The 22,519-nt window shown below is 70.5% G+C and carries 23 protein-coding genes; 13 read left to right on the top strand and 10 right to left on the bottom strand.

Translation table 11 applies throughout. The annotated features are described in order from the left end of the window. Positions 1-13: 13 nt before the first annotated feature. A complete protein-coding gene (locus ACFPCY_RS03720; protein ID WP_378252118.1) occupies positions 14-1,582 on the top strand; it encodes an NHL repeat-containing protein in 1,569 nt (522 codons plus the stop codon). A 53-nt stretch (positions 1,583-1,635) separates the two neighbouring features. On the opposite strand, the gene ACFPCY_RS03715 is transcribed toward ACFPCY_RS03720, so the two are convergent. Next, on the bottom strand, positions 1,636-3,123 hold the full coding sequence (locus tag ACFPCY_RS03715) for a hypothetical protein (RefSeq protein ID WP_378252117.1): 1,488 nt from the start codon (positions 3,121-3,123) through the stop codon (positions 1,636-1,638). 220 nt (positions 3,124-3,343) lie between these two features. On the opposite strand from ACFPCY_RS03715, the gene ACFPCY_RS03710 reads away from it, so the two are divergent. The 4 genes from ACFPCY_RS03710 (at position 3,344) to ACFPCY_RS03695 (ending at position 8,486) form a co-directional block, all read left to right on the top strand. Further along, positions 3,344-4,663: a lysylphosphatidylglycerol synthase transmembrane domain-containing protein gene (locus ACFPCY_RS03710; RefSeq protein WP_378252116.1), complete on the top strand. Its 1,320-nt coding sequence runs from the start codon at positions 3,344-3,346 to the stop codon at positions 4,661-4,663. Positions 4,664-4,786: 123 nt separating this feature from the next. After that, positions 4,787-5,854, top strand: a complete 1,068-nt coding sequence (locus tag ACFPCY_RS03705; RefSeq protein ID WP_378252115.1) for an LLM class flavin-dependent oxidoreductase — start codon at positions 4,787-4,789, stop codon at positions 5,852-5,854. Further along, positions 5,851-6,903 (top strand): hypothetical protein, encoded by a 1,053-nt coding sequence (locus tag ACFPCY_RS03700; RefSeq protein ID WP_378252114.1) that lies wholly within the window; start codon positions 5,851-5,853, stop codon positions 6,901-6,903. The genes ACFPCY_RS03705 and ACFPCY_RS03700 overlap by 4 nt, the downstream gene beginning before the upstream one ends. Beyond that, a complete protein-coding gene (locus ACFPCY_RS03695; RefSeq protein ID WP_378252113.1) occupies positions 6,903-8,486 on the top strand; it encodes an AMP-binding protein in 1,584 nt (527 codons plus the stop codon). Before ACFPCY_RS03700 ends, ACFPCY_RS03695 begins: the two co-directional genes overlap by 1 nt. Before the next feature lie 36 nt (positions 8,487-8,522). Here the strand turns inward: ACFPCY_RS03695 and ACFPCY_RS03690 are convergent, their stop codons facing one another. Both ACFPCY_RS03690 and ACFPCY_RS03685 read right to left on the bottom strand, forming a co-directional pair. Continuing rightward, positions 8,523-8,918, bottom strand: coding sequence for an ATP-binding protein (locus ACFPCY_RS03690; RefSeq protein WP_378252112.1), 396 nt, complete (start codon positions 8,916-8,918; stop codon positions 8,523-8,525). After that, complete coding sequence (locus ACFPCY_RS03685; protein ID WP_378252111.1) at positions 8,908-9,237, bottom strand: hypothetical protein; 330 nt, start codon at positions 9,235-9,237, stop codon at positions 8,908-8,910. Before ACFPCY_RS03685 ends, ACFPCY_RS03690 begins: the two co-directional genes overlap by 11 nt. Positions 9,238-9,531: 294 nt before the next feature. Here ACFPCY_RS03685 and ACFPCY_RS03680 point away from each other — a divergent pair, with 294 nt between their 5' ends. The 7 genes from ACFPCY_RS03680 (at position 9,532) to ACFPCY_RS03650 (ending at position 14,441) form a co-directional block, all read left to right on the top strand. Further along, the gene (locus tag ACFPCY_RS03680; protein WP_378252110.1) at positions 9,532-10,386 is read left to right on the top strand and encodes a helix-turn-helix domain-containing protein; all 855 of its coding nucleotides are present in this window, start codon (positions 9,532-9,534) and stop codon (positions 10,384-10,386) included. Next, positions 10,376-10,675, top strand: a complete 300-nt coding sequence (locus ACFPCY_RS03675; RefSeq protein WP_378252109.1) for a DUF397 domain-containing protein — start codon at positions 10,376-10,378, stop codon at positions 10,673-10,675. Before ACFPCY_RS03680 ends, ACFPCY_RS03675 begins: the two co-directional genes overlap by 11 nt. A 127-nt stretch (positions 10,676-10,802) precedes the next feature. Continuing rightward, positions 10,803-11,336 carry a hypothetical protein gene (locus ACFPCY_RS03670; RefSeq protein ID WP_378252594.1) on the top strand — a complete coding sequence of 178 codons (534 nt, stop codon included), beginning with the start codon at positions 10,803-10,805 and terminating at the stop codon, positions 11,334-11,336. Next, positions 11,233-11,754 carry a DUF6879 family protein gene (locus tag ACFPCY_RS03665; protein WP_378252108.1) on the top strand — a complete coding sequence of 174 codons (522 nt, stop codon included), beginning with the start codon at positions 11,233-11,235 and terminating at the stop codon, positions 11,752-11,754. The genes ACFPCY_RS03670 and ACFPCY_RS03665 overlap by 104 nt, the downstream gene beginning before the upstream one ends. Positions 11,755-11,777: 23 nt before the next feature. Then, complete coding sequence (locus ACFPCY_RS03660; protein WP_378252574.1) at positions 11,778-12,638, top strand: helix-turn-helix domain-containing protein; 861 nt, start codon at positions 11,778-11,780, stop codon at positions 12,636-12,638. Positions 12,639-12,756: 118 nt separating this feature from the next. Next, on the top strand, positions 12,757-13,896 hold the full coding sequence (locus ACFPCY_RS03655) for an adenosylhomocysteinase (protein WP_378252107.1): 1,140 nt from the start codon (positions 12,757-12,759) through the stop codon (positions 13,894-13,896). Next, complete coding sequence (locus ACFPCY_RS03650) at positions 13,893-14,441, top strand: NUDIX hydrolase (protein WP_378252106.1); 549 nt, start codon at positions 13,893-13,895, stop codon at positions 14,439-14,441. The genes ACFPCY_RS03655 and ACFPCY_RS03650 overlap by 4 nt, the downstream gene beginning before the upstream one ends. Positions 14,442-14,485: 44 nt before the next feature. On the opposite strand, the gene ACFPCY_RS03645 is transcribed toward ACFPCY_RS03650, so the two are convergent. Beyond that, positions 14,486-14,881: a Zn-ribbon domain-containing OB-fold protein gene (locus ACFPCY_RS03645; RefSeq protein ID WP_378252105.1), complete on the bottom strand. Its 396-nt coding sequence runs from the start codon at positions 14,879-14,881 to the stop codon at positions 14,486-14,488. After that, positions 14,878-16,038, bottom strand: a complete 1,161-nt coding sequence (locus ACFPCY_RS03640) for a thiolase C-terminal domain-containing protein (protein ID WP_378252104.1) — start codon at positions 16,036-16,038, stop codon at positions 14,878-14,880. The genes ACFPCY_RS03645 and ACFPCY_RS03640 overlap by 4 nt, the downstream gene beginning before the upstream one ends. 257 nt (positions 16,039-16,295) lie before the next feature. Here ACFPCY_RS03640 and ACFPCY_RS03635 point away from each other — a divergent pair, with 257 nt between their 5' ends. Beyond that, complete coding sequence (locus ACFPCY_RS03635) at positions 16,296-16,880, top strand: flavin reductase family protein (RefSeq protein ID WP_378252103.1); 585 nt, start codon at positions 16,296-16,298, stop codon at positions 16,878-16,880. Between the two features lie 23 nt (positions 16,881-16,903). Here the strand turns inward: ACFPCY_RS03635 and ACFPCY_RS03630 are convergent, their stop codons facing one another. The 5 genes from ACFPCY_RS03630 to ACFPCY_RS03610 all read right to left on the bottom strand — a co-directional run bounded on the left by ACFPCY_RS03630 (position 16,904) and on the right by ACFPCY_RS03610 (position 22,349). Then, the gene (locus tag ACFPCY_RS03630; protein ID WP_378252102.1) at positions 16,904-18,142 is read right to left on the bottom strand and encodes an ROK family transcriptional regulator; all 1,239 of its coding nucleotides are present in this window, start codon (positions 18,140-18,142) and stop codon (positions 16,904-16,906) included. After that, positions 18,139-18,897, bottom strand: coding sequence for an ATP-binding cassette domain-containing protein (locus ACFPCY_RS03625; protein WP_378252101.1), 759 nt, complete (start codon positions 18,895-18,897; stop codon positions 18,139-18,141). The genes ACFPCY_RS03630 and ACFPCY_RS03625 overlap by 4 nt, the downstream gene beginning before the upstream one ends. Before the next feature lie 209 nt (positions 18,898-19,106). Next, entirely contained in the window at positions 19,107-20,369 is a 1,263-nt protein-coding gene (locus tag ACFPCY_RS03620) for a sugar ABC transporter permease (protein WP_378252100.1), read from the bottom strand. Positions 20,370-20,380: 11 nt separating this feature from the next. Further along, positions 20,381-21,166: an ATP-binding cassette domain-containing protein gene (locus ACFPCY_RS03615; RefSeq protein WP_378252099.1), complete on the bottom strand. Its 786-nt coding sequence runs from the start codon at positions 21,164-21,166 to the stop codon at positions 20,381-20,383. 97 nt (positions 21,167-21,263) lie between these two features. Beyond that, on the bottom strand, positions 21,264-22,349 hold the full coding sequence (locus ACFPCY_RS03610; protein ID WP_378252098.1) for a sugar ABC transporter substrate-binding protein: 1,086 nt from the start codon (positions 22,347-22,349) through the stop codon (positions 21,264-21,266). Between the last annotated feature and the right edge of the window lie 170 nt (positions 22,350-22,519).

The following is a 22,519-nucleotide window of genomic DNA, read 5'->3' as shown; positions in this document are numbered from 1 at the left end:
GAGGAGTCCCGTCTTGCCCCCTTTCCGCTCGCTCGGCGCCGGCGCGGGCGCGCTCGGCGCCACGGCCGTGCTCGCGCTCGCCCCGATCCCCGCCTCCGCCGCTGTGACTCCCGTGCCGGACGGCCCGGGCCGCGGCCTCGTGCCCGCGTACGTGGGCGGCCCCGCCAAGCCGAACCCCCTACCCGGACGCCCGGTGCCCGCGAATCCGTTCATGGGCCCGGTCGGGATGTCCTCGATGCACGCCGACAGCTACGCGTCCGACACCTACCCGTTCCCAGGTCCTTTGGGGAAGCGTCCGGTCGTCCGTTCGGCGGCCAAGGGCGGCGGGCTTCTTCCCGGGCTCTGCTCCACGGTCACGTTCTCGAAGCGGACGGGCCTGATCCTGGCGCAGTGCACGCGCGGCCAGAACTTCACGCTCCGCCTCATCGATCCGAAGACGCTGGACGATCTGGCCACTTTCCAGTTGCCGCCTAGACCGTCCACCGTGCAGGCCGTGGTGTCCGGGAACCTCGACAAGGTGCTGACCGACACGTCCGGTGGCGCGTACTACTACCTCGACGCGCAGGACCGGATCGTCATCGCCGACGCCGCCCACCACGTGCGGCGCTTCGCGCACGGCAAGGACGCCAAGGGCAAGTGGCGCTTCACCGTCACCGACGACTGGGACCTGAACCCGTACGTCCCCCATGCGTGCGCGAGCTGGACGAACCCGTGGCCGAAAGGCGAATGCGACCCGGTCACCGGCGTCGGTCCCGACTGGACGGGCCTGATCTGGTGGGCGACCGACCACGGACGCGTCGGCACGATCGACCCGCGCACCGGAGCCGTCCGGACGCTGCGGCTCCCGGCGGGCGAGGAGGTGGAGAACTCGTTCGCGGCCGCGGAGAACGGCGTCTCCATCGTCTCCGACCACGCGTTGTACCAGCTCAGAGCCGCATCCGACGGGACGCCGAAGATCGTCTGGCGGACGCCTTACGATCGGGGCACCGCGCGCAAGTCGGGCCAGATCAACCAGGGATCGGGGACGACCCCGACCTTCCTCGGCGACCGCTACGTGGCGATCACCGACAACGCCGACGACCGGATGCACGTGCTCGTGCTGCGCCGCGACACCGGGAAGGTCGTCTGCCGCGTGCCGGTGTTCGGGCACAGCCGGAGCTCGACCGAGAACTCGCTGATCGGCTACGGGAACAGCCTGTTCGTCGAGAACAACTACGGCTACAAGAACTTCCTGGAGCTGCCGCCCGGCGGATCGTCGGTGGGCGGCGTGAGCCGTGTCGACGTGACCGCGTCCGGCTGCCGGACGGTCTGGACGAGCCCGGAGCGGTCGCCGTCCACGGTCGCGAAGGTGTCCGTGCCGTCCGGGCTGCTGTACCTCTACACCAAGAAGCCCCGGAAGGACCTGATCGACGCCTGGTACCTGACCGCCGTGGACGTCCAGACCGGGAAGACCGTCTACAAGGTGCTCACCGGCACCGGCAAGTGGTTCGACAACGACTGGGCGCCGATCACGGTCGGGCCCGACCGGACGGTCTACGTCGGCGTCCTGGGAGGCATCGTCTCCGTGCGCGACGGCTCCTGAGAACGCGTCGGGGGCGTCCGCGACATGTGCGGACGCCCCCGGTTCCCTACGGATCAGCCGTCGCCCTTGGGCTGAAGGTTCTTGCGGTACGCCCAGAAGACCATCCGCTTACCGGCGTGCTCGGTGACGCCCCAGATGCGGTCGCCGCCCGAGTAGTGGTCGTAGGCGAACGACTCGCCGCCGATCACGCCGACGATCGAGAACGGGTTCCGTCCGGCCCGGTCACTGAAGATCGTCCCCGGCCGGACCGCTCCCCCGCCGCTGACCGAGTAGTAGATCGTCGCGCCCTGCCCCGCCTTGTAGAAGCCCGCGACGCCCTGCACGTTCGGGGTGACCGTCCCGTAGACGACCTTGGACGTGACGACCCCGCCGCTCGCGGCCAGCGTCCCGTTCGCGGCGAGCGGCCAGCGGACGACGCGCATCGGCCGGGCCGAGCCGACCCCGCCGCTCAGCTTGTACTCGGCCGTCAGCAGGCTCGGCGTCGGGTAGCTCGGGTCGTAGGAGACCGTGCTGAAGCAGAGCTGCTTGTTCAGCGCGGACGGCTTGGTCTTCCAGGCCGGGCACGTTCCCGTGGCCTTCTGGTCGATCACGTAGCGGCCGACCTCGAACAGCACGTACCGCTCGCCGTGCGCGTGGAACTTCCCGTCCGAGCCGACGCCGAGGCCCCCGCCCGGAGTGATCCGGTAGGTGCGGCGCAGGTCGTAGACCCGCAGCCCGGCGGACGTGTCGGGCAGGTAGGCGTAGTTGCCGACGATCGACAGGCCGCCCGCGTGCTGCGGGGCCTCGGCGACGCCCTGCGCGCCCATCCCGCCGGCCCCGGCCCCGGCCGCGGTTCCGGTCCCGGTTCCCGCCTCGCCGAGGCGGATGTCCACGTCCTTCGCGACGACCTTCCCGGACGCGTCGCGCGTCGGGATCGCGAGCTGGACGGCGTGGTAGCCGCCCGTCTTGTTCACCTCGGGACGCGTCCCGACGGTCAGCCGGGCCATGTCGGTGACCGGCTCGGCGGCGTTCGGATCCTTCAGGTGGTACCAGCTGAGCGCGAGGCCGTCGAAGGCGGCGCCGCGGCTGATCGCGACGCCCTGCGGGATCCAGTTGGCCGTGCCCTCATCGTTCTTGCCGCTGCGGTAGTCCGGACACCACGCGCCGACCTTGATCCTCGCGTCCAGCGCCGCGACCGCCGACCTGGCCGTACTCGAACACCCGCTGTTCTTCCAGGTCAGGCGGCGCAGGTCGGTGCGGTCGGCGGCGACGTCGCGCAGCGAGACGGCCTTCATCGCGGTGCGCCTGTCGGCGACCAGGCGGTCGAGCGCGGTCATCGCGGCGGCGTCGGTGGGCTTCCAGCGCAGCTTGAACGAGACGCCGGACAGCGTCGTCGTCTGCCCCGGCGTCGCGGACACCGCGGCGCGCGGGGCGGCCGCGACCGTGCCGGGCGAGTCGTGCGCCGCGGCTATCCCGGCCGCGAGCAGGCCGGTGGCCAGCGCGCCGGAGGCGACGCCGAGCAGGAGGGTGACGCGCCGGGAACGCAGTCGGGGGGTGGGCACGCTGGGGGGCATGACGTCCTTCCCACGGGGCTCGGCCCCTGGCAGGGGCGAAGATCGCGGAAAGCGTACGGAATCCGGCAATTCAGTGCAGGTCGGACACTCCTGGACTGTAACGCTTTGTGACGGGACTCACTTTGCGATTCCGTGACCGGACGGCGGGAACACTCTTACTGATCGCGGAGTTGCCCCAGCTGAGGGAGCATTGCGAGGTGACCGTGACATGACAGCGTCCGTCGCGGTCCCGGCCTCCCCCGAGGACTCCGTCCCCTCCCTGCCGGCGGCCGAGCCCGCTCCCGCCGAGCCCGCCCCGGCCGACACCTTCCCGGCCGAGCCCGCTCCGGCCGAGCCTGCCTCGGCCGAGGCCGCGGCCCCGCAAGCCCCCGACCTGCCGGTCGTCCCGGATCTTCCGCTCGCCTCGCCGTCGCGCGACACGCGGTCGCGCCGCGCCAGGCGGATCGGCGCGCTCGTGCAGTGGGGGCTCGTCGCCGCCGCGCTCGGGTCGCTCTTCCTGTTCAGCGACGAGCTCCCCGACTTCCACGCGATGTGGCGCGCCACCCTCGACGCCGATCGGCTGTGGCTGGTCGTCGTGGTCCTCGCCGAGGCGCTGTCGATGGGCGCGTTCGCCCGGCTCCAGCGCCGCCTGCTGCGGATCGGCGGGCACCGCATGCCGGTGCGCCGCGCGTTCGCGATCACCTACGCGGGCAACGCGCTGTCCACCACGCTCCCGGCAGGCCCGGCGGTGAGCGTGGTCTTCACGTTCCAGCAGTTCCGGCGGTCCGGCGCGTCCGCGCGGGTGGCCACGGCGGTGATCGTGGTCGGCGGCGTGATCACGACCGGCACCTACACGCTGATCGGGCTGCTGGCGCTGCTCACCGACCCGGTCGCGCGCGGTCCGGCGCTGACCACGCTGTCCTACCCGGCGGTCCTGGCGGCCGTGCTCGCGCCCGCGCTGCTGTGGCGTCCGCTGCGGGTCCGGTTGGCCGTCCCGTTCCGGTACCTGCACCGCCGCCTGACGGCGCACCCGAAGATCGCGCCCTGGGTGGAGAAGCTGCTGGACGCGGCGGTCCTGCTGCGTCCGAGCGTGCGGGACGTCGGCGTCCTGGCCGTCCTCGCGGTGATGAACTGGGTGTGCGACATCCTCGCGCTGTTCGCGGCGGCCCGCGCGGTCGGCCTCGACCTGGACCCGACCGGCGTCACGCTCGCCTACTTCGCCGCGCAGGCGGCGGGCAGCCTGCTCCCGCTGCTTCCCGGCGGCATCGGCGCGATCGAGTCGAGCATGGCCGCGTCCCTGGTCGCGATGGGCGCGGCGGTCGCCCCGGCCGCCGCGGCCGTGGGCCTCTACCGCCTGGTCTCGTACTGGGGCGTCGTCGGTGCGGGCTGGGTCGCCTGGCTCGCCCTCCAGGACCGCGCCGGCGCTCGTGCGCGCGCGTTCCTCGGCCGCTCGGGTCATGCACTGCTCCGCGGTTGCAGCGGATTCACCGCGCTCAGCCCCTATGCGGCGGTCCTTTCATCCACGCCCGCCGAACCGCCGCCTAGCTGACGTCCTCCCTGACAGGGCTCTCCGGTGCTGCACTGACTAGCATCCCAAGCGAGCGCTTGGTTATATTTCACATGTCAGCACAGCAGGTCGCTCGAACTCAGCCTGAAACGGCACGGAGGCTCCATGACGTCGCTACGGGTCAGCCTTGGCTACGAACTTGAGGTGCGCGGTCGCTCCCGCGAGGTGGAGCGGCAGGCGTTCCACAACGTCATGGAGCAGGTGGTGCTGGCCGACCAGCTCGGCTACGACACCGCCTGGTTCGTCGAGCACCACTTCACCCGGGGCTTCTCCCACTCGTCCGCGCCGGACCTGGTGCTGGCCGGGATCTCGCAGCGGACCGAGCGGATCCACCTCGGCCTCGGCGTGGTGCTGCTGCCGTTCCAGTCCCCGATCCGCACCGCCGAGCGGGTCGCCACGCTGGACGTGATCTCGAACGGACGGGTCGAGTTCGGCACCGGGCGCGGCGCGTCCCCGCTGGAGTACCAGGCGTTCCAGCGGCCGTTCGAGCAGTCGCGCAAGCTCTGGGAGGAGCACCTGGAGGCCGTCCTCGCGATCTGGGAGGCGGACGGCGCGCCGGTGACCAGGAGCGGCGAGTTCTTCGAGATCCCGGACGTGGGCGTCTACCCGCGTCCCGTCCAGGATCCGCATCCGCCGGTGTGGGTGGCCTCGACGTCCCTGGACGGCTACCTCGCCGCCGCCAAGCAGGGCTACAACCTGCTCGGCATGACGATGCTCAAGGGCCTGGACGACGTCGCCGCCGACATCGCCAAGTACAAGGAGTGCCTGGCCGACAACGGGTTCGACCCCGAGTCCCGGCGGATCGCGCTGATGATCCCCTGGTACGTCGCGCCGACGCAGCAGGAGGCCGTGGACACCGCCGCCGACCCCGTCCTGTGGTACCTGCGCCGCCAGATCAACCTGGTCGCGCCGCCCGGCTACACCGACGCCCGGCACGCCACCCACCGCGTCCTCGGCCAGCAGGCGGTCGGGATGCCGCCGGACGAGGCGATGGCCGTGCTGCGCGAGCAGACCATGGTCGTCATCGACGACGTGGCGGGCTCGCGGAAGGCCGTCGAGGCGATCGAGGCGGCCGGGGCGACCGACCTGATCCTCCAGGCGCAGGTCGGCGGGCTCGGGCACGAGCACGTGTGCAACTCGATGAAGCTCTTCATGCAGGAGGTCGCGCAGTGAGCCGCTGGCTGACCAGGCACGGTTTCCCGGCCGGCCGAAACGCGCGCGGGCCGCTCGCGGTCTCGTCCGAGGGCGACCTGGTGGTGCCGCTCCCGGACGACGCGGTCGAGCCGGCCGCCGAGACGCTGCGCGCCGCCGGGATCGGGCCGTCCGACCGGGTGGTCGTCGCGCTGAACGACGACGGCGAGCCGAGCGGATCGCTGATCGCGCGGGCCGCCGCGTCCGTCGCCGCCGCGTCCGCCTCAGTCGGGGCACGGGGGCGTCTGCGCCTGCACTCCGCGCTGGAGTCGGTCGGCGCGACGACGCTGATCATCACGCCGACCGGAGCCATGGACTTCCTCGCCCGGCTGCACCTGGAATTCCTGCTCGATCCGCTCGATCTGGAGCTGGACCACATCCTGATCGTCGGCGAGATCCCGTCGCCGAACACGGCCGCGCAGCTCGCCGCCGAGTTCGAGGCGGACGTCCGAGAGCTGTACGCCGACCCGTTCCTGGGCGTCCCGATCGCGCAGCGGAAGCCGTCCGAAAAGGCGCTGACGCCCGTCCGGGACGGCCTGCTCGGGCTGGCTCCGCTCGACAAGGACATCGTCCTGGACGCGCCCTACGATGCCGGGCTCGCCGAGCTGGTCGTCTTCGCGGGCGATGAGATCCGTCGCACCGGCCATGCGGTGCGGCTCTCCGGCGGCGAGCAGGGCATTCCAGCGCCGACGCATACCGCGGGCGAACACGTCCTGGTCCGGGGCCGCTGGCTGTCGGTCCCGAAGATCGAGGCGGCGCTGTCGAAGATCGACGGCATCGCGACCTGGGACCTGAAGATCACCCGCGAAGGTACCCTCGACGCCGCCGCGCTGCACGTCCGGTTCAACCGCGACACGCTCGTCAAGAACCCGATGTGGAAGGGACGCGTCGCCCAGGCCCTCTACGCGCTCACGCCGGTCTCGATCGAGGTCGTCGTCGCGGACGAGGTCGCCGAGACCCGCGGTCCCGGCACCGTCACCGACGCCCGCGGCCACCACCTCGGCCGCGACCGCTCCGCGCTGGGGGTCTGATGGACCTTGAGCCCGTCCCGGCCTGGGGCACGATCCCGCGGATGCTGCGCGACCAGGCCGCGAACCACCCGGCGGTCGAGGCGGTGGTCGCCGGGGACGTCCGGCTCACCCTGGGCGAGCTGGCGGAACGCGCGTCCGAGGTGGCCCGCTCGCTGATCGCGCTCGGCGTCCGGCCGGGTGACCGGGTCGCGGTCTGGGCACCCAACACCCCGGACTTCGTCGTCGCCGCCTACGGCATCTGGGACGCCGGCGCGATCATCGCCCCCGTGTCCACCCGCTTCAAGGGCCTGGAGGCGGCGGCCCAGCTCGCCAAGGTCGGCGCGACGGCGCTCCTGGCCGCCGAGGGCTTCATGGGCGCGTCCTACCTCGGCATGATCGCGGACGCCGACCTGCCCGACCTGCGCCACCGCGTCGTCCTGGGCGAGGGCGAGCCGCCCGCGGGAGCCATGTCCTGGCACGACTTCCTGACCGCCGGAGAGAAGATCTCCCGAGCGGAGGCCGAGGAGCGGGCCGCCGCGGTCGGCCAGGACGACATCGCCTCGATCATGGCGACGTCCGGCACGACGGGCACGCCGAAGGGCGTCATGCTGCACCACTCGCAGCTTCTGCGCGGCTACTGGGACTGGGCCGAGATCGTCACCCTGCGGGAGGGCGATCGTTATCCGATCATCGCGCCGTTCTCGCACGGCTTCGGGATCAACGCGGGCCTGCTCGCCTGCGTCCTGCGCCGCGCCACGATGATGCCGATCGCCCTGTTCGACCCGGCCCGCCTCCTCGACCTGATCGAGGAGAACCGGGTGAGCATCCTGGCGGGCGCGCCGCCGATGTTCTTCAAGATCCTGGACGAGCTGGACGGCCGCGACGTGTCGTCCCTGCGCGTCCTGATCTGCGGTGCCGCCGCCGTACCGCCCGAGCTGATCCGCCGCCTGGTCGACCGCGTCGGCATCGAGCGCATGATCAACGCCTACGGCCTCATGGAGGGCACGGTCGTCTCCATGACCCGTCCCGAGGACCCGGTGGAGGTCATCGCCGGTTCGACGGGCCGTCCCGTCCCGGGCGTCTCGGTGCGCGTCGTGGACGACGACGGCAACGATCTCGCTCCGGGCGAACCCGGCGAGATCCTGGTCGGCGGCTACGGCGTGATGCGCGGCTACTGGGATGACCCGGACAGGACGGCCGAGGTCATCGACCCTGACGGGTGGCTGCACACCGGCGACATCGGCGTCATCGACGACGCCGGCAACGTGGCGATCGTCGATCGCAAGAAAGAGATGTTCATCGTCTCCGGCTTCAACGCCTACCCGGCGGAGATCGAGGGTCTCCTTCTGAGCTGCCCGCAGGTCGCCCAGGTCGCCGTGATCGGCGTCCCCGACGACCAGCAGGGCGAAGTGGGCTGGGCCTACGTCGTCCCGCCGCCCGGCGAGAAGGCCGACCCGGACGCGATCATCGCCTGGGCCCGCGACAACATGTCGAACTACAAGGTCCCCCGCCGCGTCGTCCCGGTGGACGCCCTGCCCGTGAACGCGAACGGCAAGATCGACAAACCGACCCTCCACCGCCGGGCCGCAGCCGCCCGCGCCTGACCGTCGGCGAGCCGCCCCGCGACTCGCCGACGGTCCTCAGTTCGCCTCCACCACGAACCAGACGCACAGACGCCCGTCACCGAGACGTTCGCATCCCCAGTCGGCGGCGAGCGCCCGGATGATCGGCAAGCCCCGACCGTTCTCGCCGCACGGATCATCGACGAGGTGCGGCAAGGTGTCGCCGCCGCCGTCCACCACCTCGACGCGGACGGCCTGAGCGTCGGCGAACGCGCCGACCTCGATGCTGTCACCCGCGCCGTACCGCAACGCGTTGGTGAAGACCTCGGAGACGAGCAGGACGCAGTCGTCCGCAGCGGGATGCGCCCGCCCGACCGCTTCGAGAACCCAGCGTCGCGCCGCCGCCACCTGCGCGGCCTCGGACGCGAACGTGGCCGTCCCCAGGCGTTCGAGCGCCATGAACTCAGCGCCCATTCCGGCCACCGCTCCCACGCCGCCGCACCTCGGGCGCGATGATGTCGAAAGCACGCGCCAATCCCGCAGGATCGTCGGCCTCGACCAAGCACCCGCCGAGGACGGCCCACCAGCGTCCGGTATGCGCTCCGAACCACACCATGGCCCCGGGATGACGAGCCTGAACAGCGGCGACGGCGGAGCGTTCCCGCTCCATCTCGGCCCGCGCGACACCCTGCGGCGACCCGCTGACGGCGACGGAACGTCCGCTCGCGGGCACATTCTGCGACGCATATCCCGCAGAACCGGGCGGGCCAAGACTCGCGATGCGTATGCTCACCTTGCCTCCTTCCAGGAGGTGGAAGCCGCGCGGCCGGGCGGGCCGTGACTCCTGCACCCGGCCGCGCGGCGGCTTCACCGAGCCACCGGGAAGGTGGGCCGGAGTCTCACCGACGCGCCCGAGCCAGCGAGGGCCGACGCGCCCCTATTCGGACAATGTGTACTGGCTCGACTCCAGTGCGTCACCAGGCCATGGTGAACCGGAAATTCCATGATCACAATATGGAATGCCAAATCGAGTCAGTAATTCCGCGAAAATCCTAGAAGGATCTTGTTAACGCGCCAGACTGACGCCATGCCAGGAGCTCACAATCCCACCGTCCGCGGTCGTCGCCTGGCCCGAGAGCTGCACGACCTGCGCCTCCGGGCGAACCTCATGCCGGCGGACGTCGGCAAGCGGCTCGGCTGGAGCCAGCAGAAGATCATGCGCATCGAGAAGGCGCTCTCCAAGCTGAGCCCCCACGATTTGAACGAGCTACTCGATCTATACGGCGTCTCCAGCCCTCAGCGCGAAGCACTCCTCCAGTTGTCCAAGGACGCTTGGAAGCGCGGTTGGTGGACCGCCTACCGCGATATCTTCTCCGGGACGTTCTTGTCACTGGAGGACGAAGCAACCCGCATCCGCAGCTGGGAACCGCAACTGGTACCGGGCCTCCTGCAGACGCCTGACTACGCGCGCAGCGTCACGAAGGCGATCCGTGGCGAGGACACGCCGGAACTGGATCGGCGCGTGGCCGCCCGAATGGCCCGCCGCGCGATTCTAAGCCGCCCACATGCCCCGGCGTTGTCTCTCGTCGTCGACGAAGGTGCTCTGCGCAGGCTCCATGGAGGAGGCCAGGTCATGCGAGCACAGTTGGAGTCCCTGCTCGTTGACTCGAAACGCCCCAATATCGACCTGCGCGTGATCGCCTTCTCCGCCGGTTCTCACCCAGGACTGGACGGCTCCTGCACCATCCTGAGCTTCGACCCGGAGATCTACTCCGACATCGCCTACATCGAATCATCAGGAGGAGATCTCTACCTTGAAGGTGAGCCGGAAGTCGAACAGGCTAGGCTCCAGTTCAACAGACTGTTCGATTTGGCCCTCTCTCCCGAGAGCACTCAAGAGCTGCTGAGCCAGCTCATCAAGGAGGTCTCCCTTGAGCTCTGAGACGAACTTCTGGCGCAAGTCGTCCTACAGCGGAGGCAGTGAGAACTGCGTGGAAGTGGCTGCGACCTGGCACAAGTCGTCCTACAGCACCTCTGGCGAGAACTGCGTCGAGGTCGCTCCCGCGTGGCACAAGTCCGTCCACAGCGGAGATGGTGAGAACTGCGTTGAGGTGGCGGCGGCGGAGCCGGCGGTCTTGATTCGCGACTCCAAGAACCCCGGCAACGGCCATCTGAGCATCTCCCGTCCCGGCTGGCGCGCGCTCACCCACGCGTTGCGGGGCCAGGGCTGACGTCTGGAACGCCCTCCACCGCCACACTTTCGTGCTGTTCAGGACGTAGGCCTGCCTCTTGCTCCTGCCTCTTTCGGGACGTGACGCTAGGTAAGCGATCCGCGACAGAACCGCTGGGGAGGGCTCGATGGCGCTACGCTTCTATGGCAAGGGCAATCCGACAGACCAATGTCCGGCGGTCTTCTGGGACCCTGCGGCCGAGCACCTCTACTTCCAGGGAGACACGGTCACCGCCGTTGAGCTGCCCACGGAGACGGGCATGGCCGGTCGCAGGTCACCGGTCGAAGCCGTCGTCTCCCTTCCGCCGCGTATGGCGGCCATCATCCTGGAGGCTGCGCGCGAGTGCGTCGGGACTCATGATGAGATCGTGGCCGACGCAGTGGATCGACGTTCGGCGGCTCACTGGGACGCGGCGACCGAACGGTTCTACTTCCGGGGCAACGCAGTGACCGCTCCCGCAATCCTGTCCGAGGTCGCCGCGCACAGCCCGATGTTGCCCGGCGAGTCCGTCGTCGCTCTGCCGCCCCACGCCGCGGTGATCGTCATGGAGGTCGTCCGTGAGTTCCTCGCGTCCCATCCCGACGTCGTTCAGCGACCTGTTGAAGAAGTGCCGGCGGTCCGCTCTGAAACTGGAACTGCGCGACGTCTACCTGCCCGATGATCCCGCCTACGTGGCCTGGCGGAAGGGTGACCGCGAGGAGACCTTCCGCCTGTACGCGCCGTGGACGGAACAGGTCCGCGAAGCCGTCGCCCGAGGCGTGAGCGTGCGGCGCGCGCGAGTGGTGTCCGAGCCCGTGAGCGACTACATCCGCTTCGAGCACGCGGTGACGGAGAGAGTGAACGTCGCGGGCGGTGAGCGGATTCGGTGGGTGCCTCGATCGCGCACTTTCGATCTCCTGATGCCGGGCTGCGATCTGTGGGTGGTCGATGACGAGATCGCCCTGTTCTACTTCTTCTCCGGCCAAGGCGAGTCAGCGGGATCCGAGGTGAGCGGTGATCCATCGGTGGTCTCGCGGTGCGCGGCGGCGGTCGAGGCGGTTTGGAACCGCGGGATCGACCACGCGGACTACCGCCCTTAACGCCGCCGAACTCAACTGGTTCCGTGACTGCTTCCCCTTTCTCCTCAGCGCAGGCAGCGCGTCAACGTCTGGGTGACCGGCTCCGGGAGATCCGCGAGGACGCCGGTCTGTCCGGCCGCGCCTTGGCCGCCGCAGCCGGCTGGCACGGCGGCTCGAAGATCTCCAAGATCGAGCACGCCGTGCGTCCGCCCTCCCCGGACGACATCCGGCTGTGGTGTCAGGTGTGCGGCGTGGGGAGTGAGCGGGCCGAGGAGCTGATCGCCGCCCTCCGAGCCGCCGAGTCCATGTGGCTGGACTGGCGACGGGCCGAGCAGACCGGCCTGTTGCCGTTGAACGTCCAGGTCAGAAGCATCTTCGAAAGTACTCGGCTCCTTCGTGCCTACTCCTCGAAGGTGGTGCCGGGCCTTCTCCAGAGTTCGGCCTACACGCGCGCCGTCCTCTCCGCCATCCGAGACTCGCGCAAGGTTCCGGTCGATGACGTCGATGCGGTCCTGATCGAACGCGAGGCCCGCAAAGCCGTGCTTCGCGAGGGCGATCACCGTTTCGTCTTCGTGGTGGAGGAGTCCGTCCTCAGGTATCGAATCGGCGCATCCGACGTGATGGCCGCCCAACTGAGACACCTGCTGGAAGTATCCGCGCTCCCCTCGGTGTCGCTGGGTGTCATCCCTCAGGACGCGGACAGGTCACTTCAGCATCCGGCCGAGTCGTTCGTCATGTTCGACAACACTCGGGTCAACGTGGAACTGGTCAGCGGATACCTGACCGTCACCGAACCCGCCGAGGTCGGCATGTATATGCGGGTTTTCTCCCATCTTGTCGCCCTGGCGGTCCATGGGAGGCGAGCCCGGGCGCTGCTGGACGCCGCTCTCCGGGCCTTCGGCTGAGCAGCTCGGGCAACTTCGGGCACATCCATGGCTCCCGAGAATGCCGGGCACCTAGCGTGCTCCATAGCGAACTGCACGTAACGCTCAGCAGGAGGTTCGGCGTGATCGGTGTGGACCCTTGACAGCGCTCGAGGACTTCGAGATCTCACGGGCCGAGGCGTTCTTCCGGAAGGCCACCGCCCGCCACCGGCCGACCGTTGCCCTGTCGGCACTCGTGATCACACACCTCCTCGCGGAGCGGCCGACCTACCTGCGCGCGGTCGGACGGCTGGCCGAGATCGCCGCCGTGCTGCCCAAGCCGAAGTCGATCAACCCGGGCGCTCTGCGGGAGATCACGGGCCGCGTGCCCGTGGACGAGTTGGACCGGTCCGTGTTCGCCGACCCCGACCGGGCGCTGGACTACCTGGAATCGCGGGCGGCAGGGCGGACGCTGGTGCTGCTGGACGTCGGCGGCTACTTCGCACCGAGCCTCGCGCACCTCTGCGCGAGGTTCTCCGGGCGCCTGGCCGGGGTGGTGGAGGATACGGAGAACGGACACCAGCGGTACGCGGCGTTGGGCAAGCTGCCGTGCCCGGTGTTCAGTGTGGCCCGCTCCCCGCTGAAGGACCCCGAAGATTACCTGGTGGGCCAGTCGGTCACGTTCTCGGCCGAGGCTCTGATCCGCTCGCGCGGAGACATCCTGCAAGGCCGCCCCGCTGCGGTCATCGGCTACGGGAAGCTGGGCCGTTCGATCGCGGCGATGCTGCACTCCCGGCATGTCAGGGTCACCGTCTACGACTCCGACCCCGTCCGACGCACCCAGGCCCTGTCCCAGGGATTCCGGACGGCGTCAACCCTCGCCCAGGCGATCGCCGGCGCAGGCGTGATCGTGTGCGCCACGGGCAACCTGGCACTCAAAGAGGACGACTTCGCACGCGTCACCAACGGCGCGTACATCGCCAGCGTCACCAGCAGCGACGACGAACTGGAGCTTGAAGCGCTGAACGGCTTGTACGAGCGCGCACCCAGCGGCCCTCACGTCACCCGGTATGCCCGGACCGGCCACTATTTCTACGTGCTGGCCGACGGCAACGCCGTCAACTTCCTCCATGGCGCGAGCGTGGGGGCTTTCATCTTCCTCGTGCAGGCCGAGATCCTGGCGGCGCTGGGCGCGCTGGCCGCCTCCGACGGTCACGAGCCCGGTCTGCATGAACTCGACGCGACCGAACGCGGCCTGATCGCCTCGACTTGGCTGCGCTACTTCGATGGGACGTCATGAGCATCAATCCGATGGAGATCGGCACGACCGTCGCCCGGTACCTGACGGCACATCCCGGCGAGGCCGACCATCTCAAGCCGCTGACCGAGGCGCTGGCGAACGGGGCTGACCTGATTTCGCGCGACCAGGCCAACGGCGGACACGTGACCTGCGGTGCGGTCGTCATCGACGACACCCGCCGGCTGCTTCTCATCCAGCACAAGGCCCTCCGGCGCTGGCTGCTGCCCGGCGGCCACCTGGAGCCGGAAGACGACACTCTGCCGTACGCGGCGCTGCGCGAACTGGAGGAGGAGACCGGAATCTCCTGGCATGGCGCGGTCTCGCCGCCTGGTCACGACATCACCCCGGTGGACATCGACGTCCACACCATCCCCGCCAACCCGTCCAAAGGAGAGCCCGAACACTGGCACGCCGACTTCCGCTGGGCCTTCTGGGTGAAGGAACCCAGGATCGCACTCCAGGCGGAGGAAGTGGACGGCTACGCCTGGCTCCCCCGGGACAAGGCACCGACGGTCAAGCTTGCAGCCAAGCTCGCCGCCCTCTAGCCCCGCGTCACTCCTGTATTGCGGCGCGAACCGAGGCGCTGCCACTAGGCGGTGGGGAGGGGGCGCCAGTTGATGAGGGTTGTTTCTTCGTGATCGGTGAAGACGGCTTCGACGGGGAGGCCCTCTTTCAGGTCGGCGGGGTCGGTGAGGTTGCCGTACATGATCAGGTCGTCGCCCTCGTCCAGGCGGACGGCGAGGATCGTGATCGGGGTCTGCATGGACGGGGCGAAGCGCTGGTGGTTGACGATCCAGGAGTAGACGCGTCCTCGGCCTGAGACCGGCGTCCAGGACGAGGCGCGGGAGCGGCACTTGTTGCAGATGGCTCGGGGTGGGAAGCGGAGCGTGGAGCAGTCGTCGCACTTCTGGACGGTCAGTTCGTGGCGGCGGACGGCGTCCCACCAGGGGCGGGAGTCGCGGTCGGGTTCGGGGCGCACGATCACTGGTCGCTCCGCAGGATCAGGGCCGAGGTTCCGGCCAGGACGTAACCGGGTTGGGCGGTCGAGAGGGCCGTCCGGGCGTCCGGGACCTGGCGGTCGCCGGCGTCGCCGCGGAGCTGGGACACGGCCTCGGCGATGTGGTTGATGCCGTGGACGTAGCCCTCGGACAGGAAGCCGCCGTGGGTGTTGACGGGCGGGCCCTCGCCGGATTCGACGTAGGGGCCGCCTTCGCCCTTCTTGCAGAAGCCGTAGTCCTCCAGCTGGACGAGCACTGAATAGGTGAAGCAGTCGTACAGCTCGGCCACGTCGATTTCGGACGGGCCGATGCCCGCCATCTTGTAGAGGCGGGGGGCCAGGCGGGCGGCTTCGGTGACCGTCCAGTCGGTGCCCGAAGGGGTCGAGCCCGCGCCGGAGAACATGCTGTCGCCGCCTCCCCAGGCCGCGCCCGAGATGAGGACGGGTGGACGCCGCAGATCCCGGGCGCGCTCGCTTGAGGTGATGACGAGGGCGCAGGCGCCGTCCGTTTCCAGGCAGCAGTCGAGGAGGCGGAGCGGTTCGGCGATCCAGCGGGACGCGAGGTAGTCGTCCAGGGTGATCGGGTCGCGTTTCAGGGCGCGCGGGTTCTTCACGGCGTTCTCGCGTTGGCGGACGGCGATGCGGCCGAGCTGTTCGTGCGTGGTGCCGTAGCGGTTCATGTGCGCGCGCGTGTACATCGCGAACTGCTGCGGCGGCGCGAAGTAGCCGTACGGGGCCTGGTACTGGACGTCGAAGATGGGCGCGGGGGCCCGTCCGGTGCCGCCCATGCGGAACTCCGAGCGCGCGTTGATGGCGCGGTAGCAGACGACCGTCTCCGCCGCGCCGGACGCGACGGCCATCGCGGCCTGGGCGACGACCGAGTGGGAGACGCTGCCGCCGCCGAACTGGTCGAGGTACCAGGTGACCTCGGGGACGCCGAGCGCCGGGGCGACCACCCAGGGCGGGGTGCTGTCGCCGACGCGGTGGGTGGCGATGCCGTCCACGTCGTCCACGGTGAGGCCGGCGTCGGCGAGCGCGGCGGTGATCGCGTCCGCGGCGAGGGTGAGGGTGGAGACGCCGGAGTCCTTGCTGAACGGGGTGTAGCCCACCCCGGCGATCGCGGTCCGGTCGCGGAATCCGGGCACGGCCGTCCTCCTGGAGACGTGAGCAAGCAAGCGCTTGTGTGACCTTATCACCGGCGCCGGGCGGATTTCCGCCCGAAGTGGTGGGGATGGGGAAGAAGGTCCGATGCGGCGCGCTTGACAGTATCGAGAGGGCCCGCCTATCGTCCAAGCAAGCGCTTGGCTAAGAGAAGGGAACGGGAGTGATGGCCGAACACGCCACCGCGATCCCGGCGACCGCGACGGCCGGGCGACCCCACGGACCGGGAGTGGAACGCCGCATGCACGGATCCCCCAGCGGGCACTCGGCCAACGGCTCGGCCTCCGGCGCCGCCGGCACCGCCCCGGCGGACGGTGCGATCACCGCGGCTCCGGACGGCGCGGTCACCGACATCGACGGCGCCCGGTTCCGGTCCGTCCTCGGCCGGTTCGCCACCGGCGTCGTCGCGATCACCGGCATCGAGGACGCCACGGGGCGGCCCACCGGCCTGGCCGCCAACTCCTTCACCTCGGTCTCGCTCGACCCGCCGCTGGTCGCCTTCTGCGTCGCCCACACCAGCACCACCTGGCCGCGCCTGCGCGACGTCGGACGCCTGTGCATCAACATCCTCAGCGAGCCGCAATTGGAAGTCTGCAAGCGGCTGGCGCTGAAGGGCGGCGACAAGTTCGCCGACATCACCTGGACCGGGTCCCCCGGCGGCAGCCCCGTCATCGAGGGCGCGCTCGCCTGGATCGAGGTGTCGGTGGAGAACGAGCACGTCGCGGGCGACCACGTCATCGTCGTCGCGCGCGTCCACCACCTCGACAAGCACCACGAGGGCGAACCGCTGCTCTTCTACAAGGGCGCGTACGGCAGCTTCGCCTGACGAGTCCTAGCGGCTGGGCCGTCCTACGAGGTGACCGGTTCCTCTTCCGGATCGCGCAGGCGCGCGAGGACGTGCAACGGGTCTTCCAGGACGTCCGCGAAGGCGAACTCGGCCGCGCCCACCAGCGTCGCGTCGTCGCCGAGTTGCGCCGTACGCAGCCGGACGCGTTCGCGCGGCGCGGCCAGCCCCTCCGTCGCGAGGACGCTGCGGACCTGCGCCGCCGACCCGAGGTAGAGGTCCCGCAGCGTCCCGCCGAACACGACCAGCCCCGGGTTGAAGATGTTCACCAGGTTCGCGACGCCCCGGCCGAGCCACGTGCCGACCTGGTGCAGCGCGTCGCGCGCGACGACGTCACCGCGGTCGGCGGCGTCCACGATCGTGCGGACGGCCTCCCGGCTGGTGATCCCGGTCAGGTCGGCGCGGCCCGCGAGCGTCAGCAGCGTCCGCTCCCCCACCTCCGACTCCAGGCAGCCGCGCGCGCCGCACGAGCACGTCCGGCCGCCCGGGTTGACGCCCATGTGGCCGATCTCGCCGCCGTAGCCGTCCTGCCCGCCGAGCAGCCGCCCGCCGACGATGATGCCGCCGCCGATGCCGACGTCCCCGTGCAGGTAGACCATGTCGTCGCAGCCGACGCCCGCGCCGCGCTCGTGCTCGGCGATCGCGCCGAGGTTCGCGTCGTTCGCGACCGCGACCGGGATGCCGAGCGCGAGCCGCCGCGACAGCATGTCGCCGAGCGTGACGTCCCCGACCCGCAGGTTCGGCCCGAACCGGATCACGTCGTCGCCGCGCCGGACGATGCCGGGGAACGCCAGCGCCGCGCCGACGCACACCGCGTCCCGGCCCGCCTTGCGGACGAGCGACCGGGCCATCCCCGCGAGCACCCCGACCAGCTCGGACGGCTCGACCGGCCCGCGTCCCTCGTGCGGGGACTCGCGCCGGTCGAGCACCACGCCGCCGAGCCCGACCCGCGCCACCGCGATCCGGTCCACGCCGACGTCGAACGCCAGCACGTAGACGAGCGTGGACTCGGGGCGCACGACCAGCGAGGGGCGTCCGGCGCGGCGTCCGGGGCTGCGCGGCAGCTCCTCCCGGACGAGCCCGGCCGCGGTGAGGTCGGCCGTCAGCGCCATGATCGTGCTGCGGTTCAGCCCGAGCGACTCGGCCAGCGTCGCGCGCGACGCCGGCCCGCGGACGTGCACGTACCGCAGCAGCGTGCCGAGGTTGTGCCGCCGGATGTCCTCCTGCGACGGTCCCGCCTTCATCCGGTGATCCCCAGCGACTCGCTGCGCCCGGCCGTGATCAGCTCCACCACCTGCGCGTGCGTCACGTCCGCCGTGCGCACCTGCGCGACCGTGCGGCCCAGGTAGAGCGCGACGACGCGGTCCGACACGGCGAACACGTCGTTCATGTTGTGCGAGATCAGCACGACCGCCAGGCCCTGGTCGGCCAGCCGCCGGACGATCTCCAGCACCTGCTGGGTCTGCGCGACGCCGAGCGCGGCGGACGGCTCGTCCAGCACGACGACGCGCGAGTCCCACAGCACGGCGCGCGCGATCGCGACGGTCTGCCGCTGCCCGCCGGACAGCTCCGACACCTTGCGCCGGACGGAGCCGATCGTCCGCACCGACAGCTCGGCGAGCGTCCGGCGGGCCAGCTCCTCCATCGCCGCCTCGTCCAGCACGATGCCCCGGCGCCGCTCGCGGCCGAGGAACATGTTCTGCACGATGTCGAGGTTGTCGGCGAGCGCGAGGTCCTGGTGGACGACCTCGATGCCGAGCGAGGCCGCTTCGCGCGGGCTCCCCGGACGCACCGGACGCCCGTCGAACAGGTACTCGCCGCGGTCGATGGGGTGGATGCCGCCGATGCACTTCACCAGCGTCGTCTTGCCCGCGCCGTTGTCGCCGACCAGCGCGGTCACCTCGCCCGCGTACGCGGCGAAGTCGACCTGCTGGAGAACTCGGACCGGCCCGAAGCTCTTGTCGATGCCGCGCAGGTCCAACACAGGGGTCTGTGACATTCCGGGGGGCTCCCACCAAGCCGCGCCGCCCGCGCGCGTGGAGCGGTCGTGGCCGATGAGCGTAGCAGCCGCGCCGTCCGCCCCCGCAACCGCGCTCGTCCCGTCCGGGACGCCTCGCGCGCCCGTTTCCGGAGGGGGGACGGGCGCGCCCCGGGGATCCGCGTCGGCGGGGTCCCCGGGGCGCGGCCGGAAGCGCACCGTGCGTCCCGCTACCGCCCGGCGGCCGAGCGGCGCCGCCGGGACAGCGCGTCGATGCTCGCCGCCAGCAGCAGCACGCCGCCGGTGATGAGGAAGTTGGCGTAGGCGTCCACGCCGAGCAGGCCGAGGCCGTTGTCGATGATCGCGATGACCAGGCCGCCGAGGATGGCGTCCCGGGCCCGTCCGCGCCCGCCGAACAGGCTCGTCCCGCCGATGACGGCCGCGCCGACCGCGTACAGCAGCGTGTTGCCCGCGCCCGCGTCCGTCGCGACCGAGTTCAGCCGGGACGCCGCGACGATGCCGGACACCGCGGCCAGCCCGGAGGCGATCATGAAGACCGACATCCGGATCCGGGTCACGTTGATGCCCGCGCGGCGGGCCGCCTCGGCGTTGCCGCCGACCGCGTAGATGTGCCGCCCGTAGGCGGTGCGGTCGAGCACGAACGTCGCGATGATGAGCAGCACCGCGACCAGCGGCACGCCCCACGGGATGCCCGCGAGGGTCACCAGCGGGCTCGGCGCGCGGTCGAGGCTGAGCGCGAACGTGCCGAACAGCAGGATCGCGGCGACGATCGCGACGCGCGCGACCACGAGCTGCACCGGCTTGCCGTGCAGGCCGCGCTGCCGCTGCCGGTTCCAGCGCAGGAGCTGGCTGGCGGCGTAGCCGAGCGACACCACGATGGCGAGCACCCAGCCGAGCCAGATCGGCATGTTCTTGTTCGCCAGCGCGACGATCACGTCGTCCCGGACGGGGACGGTGCCGCCCTTGCCGATCAGCTTCAGCGTGATGCCCTGGAGGCCGAGGAACAGCGCGAGGGTCACCACGAACGACGGGATCCGGATGACCGACACCAGCCAGCCGATCACGGTCCCGATGACGACGCCGACCGCGATCGCCGCGATGACCGCGACGTACCAGGGCTGTCCGGAGTCGACGATGAGCTTGGCCATGACCGCGCCGCACACGCCGCTCGCCACGCCCGCCGAGAGGTCGATCTCGCCCAGGAGCAGGACGAAGACCAGCCCCATCGCGAGGATCGTCACCGGCAGCGCCTGCGTGAACAGGTTCGCGACGTTGCCCTTGGACAGGAACGTGTCCGGACGCAGCCCGGTGAACAGGGCGATCAGGAACAGCAGGGCGAGGATCGCGGGGATCGCCCCGAGCTCGCCCGCGCGCACCCGCGCCCAGTAGTCGGAGACCGCGGTGCGCACGTCGAGGCGGCGGCGGTCGGCGGCGAAGTCAGCGTCCGCCAGCTTGGGGATGTCGGTGGACATCGCTTCCCCTATCAGATGGTCTCTGCCGCGGTCGCCGGAGCGAGCCCGAGGTCGCCGGAGCGGCCCGCGGTGATCAGCTCCACGACCTGGCCGTGGGTGACGTCGGTCCGCTTGACCTCCGCCGCGACCCGGCCGAGGTACAGGGCGGTGATGCGGTCGGCGACCTCGAACACGTCGTTCATGTTGTGCGAGATCAGCACGACCGCGTGGCCGGTGTCGGCGAGCCTGCGGACCAGGTCGAGGACCTGCCGGGTCTGCGCGACGCCGAGCGCGGCGGTCGGCTCGTCGAGCACGACCACCTTGGAGTCCCACAGCGCGGCCTTCGCGATGGCGACGGTCTGCCGCTGCCCGCCGGACAGGCTCGAGACCTGCTGCCGGACGGACTTGACGGTGCGGACCGACAGGCGCGCGAGCGTCTCGCGGGCCTTCTCCTCCATCGCGTCCTCGTCGAGCACGATGCCCTTGCGCTGCTCGCGGCCGAGGAACATGTTCTGCACGATGTCGAGATTGTCAGCGAGCGCGAGATCCTGGTAGACGATCTCGATGCCGAGGTCGGCGGCGTCGCGGGGGCCGCCGATCTTGACCTCGCGGCCCTCGAATTCGATCGCGCCGGAGTCGATCGGGTGGATCCCGGCGATGCACTTGATCAGGGTGGACTTGCCCGCGCCGTTGTCGCCGACCAGGGCCATCACCTCGCCCTGGCGAAGCGTGAAGTCCACGTCGTGCAGCACGTGCACCGGGCCGAAGCTCTTGTTGACGCCGACCAGGCGCAGGACGGGGTCGCCGTTTTCTGCCACGTCATTCCCTTCGGGTTCGCCGTGCGCCCCCCGGCGCGCGCCCGGCCCTCGGCGGGGAGGGCCGGGCGCGCGCGGGGTTCCGCTCAGCGTTCGGTCGTCACTGGATGCCGGCGGCCGTGCACTTGGCCGCGTAGGCGCCCTTGCACAGCTCTTCCTTCTTGACGAAGCCGTCGTCCACGACCTGCTTGACGTTGTCCTTGAAGACGCCGATCGGGTTCAGCAGCACCGACGGGACGTCCCGCTTGCCCTGCGGGTCGTGCGTGGTGCCGTTGGTGGTGCCCTTCTGGCCCTTCATGACGTCGATGGCCAGCTTGGCGACCGCGTCGGCCTCCTGCTTCACCGGCTTGTAGACGGTCATGCACTGGGTGCCGTCCAGGATGTTCTGCAGGCCCTGCACCGAGGCGTCCTGGCCGGTCACCGGGACCTTGCCGGCCTGCGAGTTCTTCTTCAGGATCGAGATGGCGGAGTTGCCCACGCCGTCGTTCGCGGCGAGCACGCCGTCGATCTTGCCGCCCTGCTGGGTCAGCATCTGCTCGAAGATCGTGGCGGCCTTCTGGTTGTCCCAGTCCGGGACGGCCTGCTCGGCGACCTTCTTGTAGGTCGCGACCTTGTCCAGCACGCTGTGCGCGCCCTGCGCGAACAGGGTCGCGTTGTTGTCGGTGGGCGCGCCGTTCAGGTAGGCGATGTTGGCCTGCTTGTTCCCCAGGCACTTCTGCAGGCCCTTGCCGAGCTCCTCGCCGACCTTCACGTTGTCGAAGGAGACGTAGTAGTCGGACACGCCGCCGAGGGTCAGCCGGTCGTAGTCGATGGTCTTGACGCCCTGCTGCTGCGCCTTGCGCTGCACGGCGGCGGCCGAGTTGGAGTCCAGGCCGTCCACGACCAGCACGGTCACGCCGTTGGTGATCATCTGGTCGGCGATGGTCTGGAACCGCTGGGTGGAGCCCTCGGCGTTCTGGATGTCGTACTTGACGCCGGCGGCCTTGAACGACTGCTCCAGGAACGGGCGGTCGAAGCTCTCGTACCGGACCGAGGACTTGGTGTCGGGCAGGATCACGCCGATCTTGCCCTTGGCGGCGGCGTCGGATCCGCCGGACGAGCTGTCCTTCTTGTCGTCCCCGCAGGCGGTGAGGGTGAGGGCCGCCGCGGCGGTGACCGCCGCGAGGCCGATGATCCCCTTGCGCATGTGCCCGGGTCCTTTCTGGGGTGGCCGCGTCGCGTCGGGCGCGGCCGGGTTGATCGGGGGTGGGATCGCGCCCGGGCGGGGATCCCCCTGCCGTCGCGCGAAATGTTGTGCCCCGCAACTTATGTCGCGTTCGACGGTGATGCCACCCCTCGAGGCGGATGAATTTGTTG

It is taken from the genome of Actinomadura gamaensis, assembly GCF_042652125.1.
GTDB classification, from domain to species: domain Bacteria; phylum Actinomycetota; class Actinomycetes; order Streptosporangiales; family Streptosporangiaceae; genus Spirillospora; species Spirillospora gamaensis.
Note: the sequence above shows the minus strand (reverse complement) of the source record. Positions and strands in the feature narration are given on the sequence as shown.